Source organism: Cellulomonas sp., assembly GCF_017744555.1.
GTDB lineage: Bacteria > Actinomycetota > Actinomycetes > Actinomycetales > Cellulomonadaceae > Cellulomonas.
In genome coordinates, this window is sequence record NZ_JAGIBD010000017.1 from 67,570 (window position 1) to 74,989 (window position 7,420).

The following is a 7,420-nucleotide window of genomic DNA, read 5'->3' on the forward strand; positions in this document are numbered from 1 at the left end:
GTGCGCCGTCGTGTCCTGCAGGCGACCATCGCCGCGGTCACCGTCGCGGTCGTCCTGCTCGGCTTCCCGCTGGCGTTCCTCGGGGCACAGCTCGTGCGCGAGAACGAGGTGCAGAGCCTGCAGGTCCGCGCGCAGAACGTGGCCCGCACGGTCGACTTCCGGATCGAGTCCGACTTCCCGCTGACCGACCGCATGCTCGTGCCCGGCACCGGCGGTGAGGGCGAGATCCCCGCGTCGGTGATCGTGCGCGCGCCCGACGGCACGGTGTACGAGGCCGGCGACCGCGTGCAGGGCCGCAGCCTGTCCGTGCAGGTCCGGTCCGCAGCCGGCGCGACGGTGCTGCTGTACGTGTCGTTCTGGGACGTGTTCTGGCTCAGCGCCCGCGTCATCGCGCTCGTCGTCGTCGCCGCCGTGGTCGCGTTCGCGGCCGGCATCGCGATGGCGATCTGGCAGGCCAACCGGCTCGCCGCGCCGCTCGTCTACCTCGCCGCCTCGGCCGAGCAGCTCGGCTCGGGACAGGTGCGCCCGCAGCTCGAGCCGTCCGGGGTCGAGGAGATCGACCTCGTCGCGGCCGAGCTCGCGCGCAGCGCCGACCGGATGGCCGGGCGGCTCGCCGCCGAGCGCCAGTTCGCCTCCGACGCCTCGCACCAGCTGCGCACGCCCCTGACGGCGCTGTCGATGCGGCTCGAGGAGATCATGCTCACGAGCGCCGAGCCGGAGGTGAGCGAGGAGGCCCGCATCTCGCTCGAGCAGGTCGAGCGCCTGGTCCGCGTGGTCGACGACCTGCTGGCCCGCTCGCGGCGCGCGCACGGCGGCACCACCGAGGCCGTCAGCCTGCTCGACGTCGTGCACCAGCAGGAGGAGGAGTGGGCCCCGACGTTCGAGGCGGCCGGCCGTCGCCTCGTCGTCGATGTCGAGCCCGGCACCCAGGTGCTCGCGACGCCGGGTGCGCTCGCGCAGGTCCTCGCGACCCTCATCGAGAACTCGCTCAAGCACGGTGCGGGCACCACGACGGTGCGCTCGCGCGTCGGCGGCCCGGCCCGCGCGGTGGTCGTGGAGGTCGCCGACGAGGGGGAGGGCGTGCCCGACGACCTCGCGCCCCGGATCTTCGAGCGAGAGGTCACGTCGGGCGCCGGTACGGGGCTCGGCCTCGCGCTCGCCCGCGACCTGGCGTCCGCTGACGGCGGGCGGCTCGAGCTCGCGCAGCGGCGGCCCGCCGTGTTCGCGGTGTTCCTCTCCGGCGTCCCCGCGTCGATGCGACCCGACGTCGTGCTTCCGCGAGGCGCGGTCGTGTCCGCGCGCCCGGACCGGCGGCGGCGGTGAGCGCGGCCGAGCCCCGCGCCCGATCGTCGGCAGGTGCGCGCCGACGTCTGCGGGGCGCGATCCCGTAACCTACGGTGCTTGGCCCCACGGCCGTCCCCTGCCGCGCCGGCAGGGCGAGACGGTGAGGCACGACGACAGGAGCAGTCAGATGTACCGGCTCACGCCCTCGACCCAGGCCTATGCGTGGGGCTCGACGACGGCGATCCCGGACCTGCTGAGCCTCGTCCCCGACGGGCACCCCGTCGCGGAGGCCTGGTTCGGGGCGCACCCGAGCGCGCCGGCTCTCGCCCACGTGGACGGCAGCCCGGTGCGGCTCGACGCCGTCATCGCGGCGGACCCCGAGGAGACGCTCGGTGCCGACGTCGCGTCGCGCTCCGAGAACCGGCTCCCGTACCTTCTCAAGATCATCGCCGCCGCGTCCCCGATCTCCCTCCAGGTGCACCCGAGCATCCAGCGGGCCCGGGTCGGGTACGAGCTGGAGGACGCGGCTGGCACCCCGCTCGACGCCCGCGAGCGGAGCTACCGCGACCGGAATCACAAGCCCGAGCTGGTGTACGCGCTGACACGGTTCGACGCGATGGTCGGCTTCCGTGCCCCCCGCCGGGCGGCGGAGCTGCTCGTCGGGCTCGACACACCGCTCGCCGCGGAGCTCCGGGCGCGCCTCGTGGCCGACCCGGCGCAGTCCGGCGTGCGCGCCGCTTTCGAGTGGCTGGTGTCGCCCGGCACCAGGCCGGGCATCGACGAGGTGCAGGCGTTCGCGGACGCGTGCGCGAAGCGGCTCGTCGACGGGTCGCCGTCGCCCCGCACCGACCGCACGGTCATCCGTCTGGCGGCCGCCTACCCGGGGGACGCGGGCGCGGTGACGTCCGTGCTGCTCAACCCGGTCACGCTACGTCCGGGCGAGGCCGTCTTCGTCCCGGCGGGCACCGTGCACGCGTACCTGCACGGCGTGGGCGTCGAGATCATGGCGAACTCGGACAACGTGCTCCGCGCCGGCCTCACGCAGAAGCACATCGACCTGCCGGAGCTCCTGGTGAACCTCGACGCGGTCGCGGCCCCGCCCATCCGGATCGCGCCCGAGCGGGTGTTCACGTCGACCGAGATCTACTACGCACCCGTCGACGACTTCGAGCTGTCGGTCACCCGGCTCACGGACGAGGGCGTCGCACGCATCCCCGGCCGCGGTCCGCGGGTCCTGCTGTGCCTGGAGGGCGAGGTCGAGGTGCATACCGAGCGCAACGGCACGTTGTCGCTGTGCCGCGGCCAGGCGGCGTTCGCGCCGGCCGGCGAGGGTGCGGTGACGGCGTGGGGCGACGGGGTCCTCGTGCAGGCGGACGTGCCCTGACCTCAGCTCCCGCTGCGCTGTCGTGGCCGGACGGGGCGGACGTCAGGCGCGGTTGCCGGTGAACACCCAGCGCTTGTAGCCGACGTACCGCAGTACCGTGCCGATGACGATGCCGACCACCGTCGCGACGTTGTCGGCCAGTGGCGTCGTGAGGCTGAGCACGTAGTGCGAGAACGCGAGGGTGCCCACGGGCACGACCGCGCACCCGACGTTGATGGCCGCGAAGACGACGAGCTCGCGACCTCGTCGAGCGGTCCGGTGCTCCGCGAACGTCCAGTGCCGGTTCCCGTACCACGACACGAGCGTGGCGGCGGCCAGCGAGACGACCTTGGCGGTGATGGGCTTCGCCTCGAGCACGTGGCCCGGGCCAAACCGCAGCAGGTTGAACAGGCCGAGGTCCACGACGAACGCGACCCCGCCGACCGACAGGAAGCGGGCGACCTCGTACGCCCGCGCCCGCAGCGCTGCGTTGCGGAACGCCGACGTCGAGGGGGTCGCGGCCGCCGTCGCCGGACGGGGGAGGTCGGCGAGGCCGGCTGCCGTCACCGGGCCGACCACTGCGTCGGGTCCACTCACTCGTCCGTCCTCCACGCTCGCCGGTCGTGCGGCGAGGATAGCGCCGTTGGCTGGGAGGACCGTGTGCGGTCCCGGCGCGAAGCGTTTCGGACGGCCGTCGTGGCTGCCGCGGGCCTCGGCTAGGCTCGTCGCCCGTGGCAGCACCCGTGGTGGCAGTGGTCGGTGGTGGGCAGCTCGCGCGCATGATGGCACCGGCGGCGACAGCGCTCGGTGTGCACCTGCGGGTGCTGGTGGAGAGCCCGACGTCGTCGGCCGCGCAGGTCGTGGTCGACGCCCCGGTCGGCGCCGCATCCGACGCGCAGGCGGTCGTCGACCTCGCGCACGGCGCCGCGGTCCTCACGTTCGAGCACGAGCACGTGCCCGGCGCCTTGCTGGACCAGGTCGTCGAGCTCGGCACGCCTGTACGCCCCTGTGCGGCCGCGCTGGTCCACGCGCAGGACAAGATCACGATGCGCACCCGGCTCGCGGAGCTCGGCGTGCCGATCCCTCGGTGGGCTCCGCTCGGGGCGCGCGCCGACCTGGAGGGCTTTCTCGCGACCGTCGGCGGCGAAGCCGTGGTGAAGACGGCGCGCGGCGGCTACGACGGCAAGGGCGTCCGCGTGGTCCGCTCGGCCGGCGACGCCGACGACTGGCTGGCCGCGGCCGCGGACGGGAGCGGCGCACGGCTCCTCGCCGAGGAGAAGGTGCCCTTCCGCCGCGAGCTTGCCGTGCTCGTGGCCCGCCGGCCTGGCGGCGAGGTGCGCACGTGGCCCGTCGTCGAGTCGGTCCAGCGGGACGGCGTGTGCGCGGAGGTCGTCGCGCCCGCGCCGGACCTCGACGACGCGACCCGCGACCAGGCGCTGGACATCGCCGTGCTGGTCGCCGAGGGTCTCGGCGTCACGGGCGTGCTGGCCGTCGAGCTGTTCGAGGTGGCCGACCCCGACGGCGGTCCCGCGCGGGTGCTCGTCAACGAGCTCGCCATGCGGCCGCACAACTCCGGGCACTGGACCATCGACGGCTCGGTGACCAGCCAGTTCGAGCAGCACCTGCGGGCCGTCCTGGACCTGCCGCTCGGCGACACCGCCCCGCGCGCGGCGTGGACCGTCATGTCGAACGTGCTCGGCAGCACGCTGCGGGACCTCACGGACGCCCTGCCGGGCGTCACGGCGCAGGATCCCCAGGCCAAGGTGCACCTGTACGGCAAGGACGTCCGGCCCGGCCGCAAGCTCGGGCACGTGAACGTGAGCGGCGACGACCTCGTCGAGGTCCGTCGTCGCGCGAACGCCGCGGCGGCGCTGCTGCGCGGCGAGGCAGCGCAGCAGACGGAGGGGTGATGGCAGCACAGGCCCTGGTGGGCGTCGTGATGGGGTCGGACTCGGACTGGTCCGTCATGGAAGCGGCGGCGCTGGCCCTCGCGGAGTTCGACGTCCCGGTCGAGGTGGACGTCGTCTCGGCGCACCGGCAGCCGGACAAGATGGTCGCGTACGGCCGTTCTGCGGCCGAGCGCGGCCTGCGCGTCGTCGTCGCCGGTGCGGGCGGCGCGGCTCACCTGCCGGGCATGCTCGCGGCCGTCACGCCGCTGCCGGTGGTCGGCGTGCCGGTACCGCTCGCGCACCTGGACGGGCTCGACTCGCTGCTGTCGATCGTGCAGATGCCCGCAGGCGTCCCCGTCGCGACCGTCTCGGTGGGCGGTGCGCGGAACGCCGGGCTGCTCGCCGTGCGGATCCTGGCGTCGGGCGTCGACGAGGAGGCGGCGCGGCTGCGGGCAGCCATGCTGACGTTCCAGGACGGGCTGCGCGAGCAGGCTGACGAGAAGGGCCGCAGGCTTCGCGACCGGGCCGCGGGACGGGTGTCCACGGGCTTCAGCGCCTGACGCGGAGCCCGTGAAGGGTCCGTGACGATCCGACGGGGCGGCCCACCTCGGCGCGCAGTCCCGCCGGGTCGCGCCTAGCGTCGGCCGGATGACCACGCCCCCTGCGCGTCTCGCGGCGCTCGACGGTCTCCGGTTCGCTGCCGCAGCGGCCGTCGTCCTCTACCACCTGACCGCCCGGACCTCGTCGGCGTGGGGCCCCGGTCAGGCCGACGCGCTCGGCGGTGCGGGGCGCTGGACCTCGTACGGGTCGCTCGGGCCCGAGCTGTTCTTCGTGGTCAGCGGCTTCGTGGTGCTGATGTCGGCCTGGGGCCGGCCGACGGTCCACGTCGTCGCGTCCCGCGTCGCCCGGTTGTACCCGGCGTACTGGGTGGCCGTCCTGATGACCGGCGGGCTGCTGCTCGTGCTGTGGCCCGAGGGCAAGCAGGTGAGCGCCCACCAGGTGCTGGTGAACCTCACGATGGTGCAGTCGTCGCTCGGGGTGGACCACGTCGACGGCGTCTACTGGACCCTCTGGACCGAGCTGCGGTTCTACCTGCTCATCGGGCTGTTCTCCCTCGTCGGGGTCACGCGCCGACGCGTCCTGGCCGTGGTCGTGCTGTGGCCGGTCGCCGCGCTCGTCGTCGAGCGGGCCGGGTGGGACGCCCTCGCCACGGCGCTCGTGTCCGACTACGCGTCGCTGTTCGCGGCCGGGATGGCGCTGTACCTCGCGTTCCGGCCCGCCGACGACGGGCCGCGACTCGGGGTCGCGACGTGGTGTGCGGTCGTCGGCAACACCCTGCTCGCCGTCTGGCGGGTGGTCCCGTCCCGCAGCGAGGTGCTCGCGCGCACGACCGGCTACGAGCCGTCCGTGCTGCTCCTGGGCGTCGGCGTCGTCGTGTGCGTCGCGGCTGTCGCCGTGGTGACGCTCACGCCGCTGGCCCGGGTCGACTCGCGCCGCCTCACCGCGGCCGGGGCCCTCACGTACCCGCTGTACCTCGTGCACGAGTACTGGGGTCTGTACGTCGTCCGGCTCACGTCGTCGTGGGCGCCCGCGGCGGTGTCGGTCGCGGCGGCGGCAGCCGTCGCCCTCGCGCTCGCGTGGCTCGTGCACCGCGGAGTCGAGCGGCCGCTCGGCCCGCGCCTGCGGGCCGCGACCGAGGCCGGCCTCGTGCGTGCGCGAGCGGTCGTGCTCGAGCCGTTGACCCGCGGGCCGCGCCTGCTGGGCCTGCACGGCTGAGGCCGGACCTCAGGACGTGGGCATGCCACCCACGGGCCCGGCGGGCAGCGACCCGTCCCGGATCGCGGCGAAGAACGCCGGGGTGGCGTCGGGATCGAGCAGCACGGTCGACCCGAGGTTGTGGCCGGGCCGGTAGTCGATGCTCTTGATCGGCGGCGTGCCTGTGATGCCGCCGTCGCCGTTGGCGGCTTTGAACGCGAGCGCGAGACGCGCCAGGTCGACGATGTTCGACCCGTCGTCGAGGGTGAGCGCGCCTGTGCCGGCGTCGACCAGCTCGACCTGCCGCCCGGGGTGCAGCACGAGCGACTGCGGCTTGACCTTGCCCATCACGGCGCCGATGAGCTGACGCTGACGCTCCGCGCGGCCGACGTCGCCTGTCGGGTCCGCCTTGCGCATGCGGGAGAACGCGAGCGCGTCGACACCACCGACGTCGTGGCAGCCCCTCGCCCACACCATCCCCGAGTCCGGGTCGTTCACGTCCGCGTCGTAGCAGAGGTTCACGCCGCCGACCGCGTCGACGACCTGCTCCACGCCGCCCATGCCAATCTCGGCGTAGTGGTCCACCGTGAGGCCGGACAGCTGCTCGACGGTCTGGACGAGCAGCGGCGCCTGCCCCCAGGAGAACGCGGCGTTGAGCTTGGCGGGCCCGTGGCCGGGCACCTCGACGTACGTGTCGCGCGGGAGCGAGATCAGCGCCGTCGGACCGTGCTCGGGGACGTGCAGCAGAAGGATCGTGTCGGTCCGTGCACCCTCGGTGGTCGTGTCCTCGATGGCGCCGTCGGCACGCGAGTCGGAGCCGGTGAGCAGGTAGGTCGTGCCCGGGGTGTCGGCCGCACCCGACAGCGCCGGTGTGTGCTGGACTTTGCCGTTCGCCCAGACCGCCAGCCCGATGGGCCAGGCCAGGAGCGCGACGACCACGAGGACGCCCACGGCCACCGCGATCGTGCGGCGCCGCGGACCCTGCGAGGACGCTGCCTTGGCGCTCGATGGTCGCGAGCCGCCGGGCCGGGGGCCTTGCGGCGCGCGGGCGGCGGCAGGTGCCGACCCGCCCGGTCGGACGGGGCTCGCGGGTCGCCCCCCTGCCTCGTCGGCGACCGAGACGGGCGGC

General features: G+C 74.5%; 7 protein-coding genes. 5 read left to right on the top strand and 2 right to left on the bottom strand.

All coding sequences use genetic code 11. From position 1 onward, the window contains the following. Nucleotides 1-1,323: an ATP-binding protein gene (locus tag J7523_RS12510; protein WP_291886912.1), complete on the top strand. Its 1,323-nt coding sequence runs from the start codon at nt 1-3 to the stop codon at nt 1,321-1,323. Nucleotides 1,324-1,471: 148 nt separating this feature from the next. Beyond that, nucleotides 1,472-2,668 (top strand): mannose-6-phosphate isomerase, class I, encoded by a 1,197-nt coding sequence (gene manA / locus J7523_RS12515; RefSeq protein WP_291886915.1) that lies wholly within the window; start codon nt 1,472-1,474, stop codon nt 2,666-2,668. A 42-nt stretch (nt 2,669-2,710) separates the two neighbouring features. Here the strand turns inward: manA and J7523_RS12520 are convergent, their stop codons facing one another. Then, on the bottom strand, nt 2,711-3,244 hold the full coding sequence (locus J7523_RS12520; RefSeq protein WP_291886918.1) for a GtrA family protein: 534 nt from the start codon (nt 3,242-3,244) through the stop codon (nt 2,711-2,713). A 134-nt stretch (nt 3,245-3,378) separates the two neighbouring features. Between J7523_RS12520 and J7523_RS12525 the strand changes: the two genes are divergently transcribed. The 3 genes from J7523_RS12525 to J7523_RS12535 all read left to right on the top strand — a co-directional run bounded on the left by J7523_RS12525 (nt 3,379) and on the right by J7523_RS12535 (nt 6,312). Continuing rightward, a complete protein-coding gene (locus J7523_RS12525) occupies nt 3,379-4,557 on the top strand; it encodes a 5-(carboxyamino)imidazole ribonucleotide synthase (RefSeq protein WP_291886921.1) in 1,179 nt (392 codons plus the stop codon). Continuing rightward, a complete protein-coding gene (gene purE / locus J7523_RS12530; RefSeq protein ID WP_291886924.1) occupies nt 4,557-5,096 on the top strand; it encodes a 5-(carboxyamino)imidazole ribonucleotide mutase in 540 nt (179 codons plus the stop codon). Before J7523_RS12525 ends, purE begins: the two co-directional genes overlap by 1 nt. An 88-nt stretch (nt 5,097-5,184) precedes the next feature. After that, complete coding sequence (locus J7523_RS12535; protein ID WP_291886927.1) at nt 5,185-6,312, top strand: acyltransferase; 1,128 nt, start codon at nt 5,185-5,187, stop codon at nt 6,310-6,312. 9 nt (nt 6,313-6,321) lie between these two features. Here J7523_RS12535 and J7523_RS12540 read toward each other — a convergent pair whose 3' ends face one another. Then, on the bottom strand, nt 6,322-7,248 hold the full coding sequence (locus J7523_RS12540; protein WP_291886929.1) for an LCP family protein: 927 nt from the start codon (nt 7,246-7,248) through the stop codon (nt 6,322-6,324). Between the last annotated feature and the right edge of the window lie 172 nt (nt 7,249-7,420).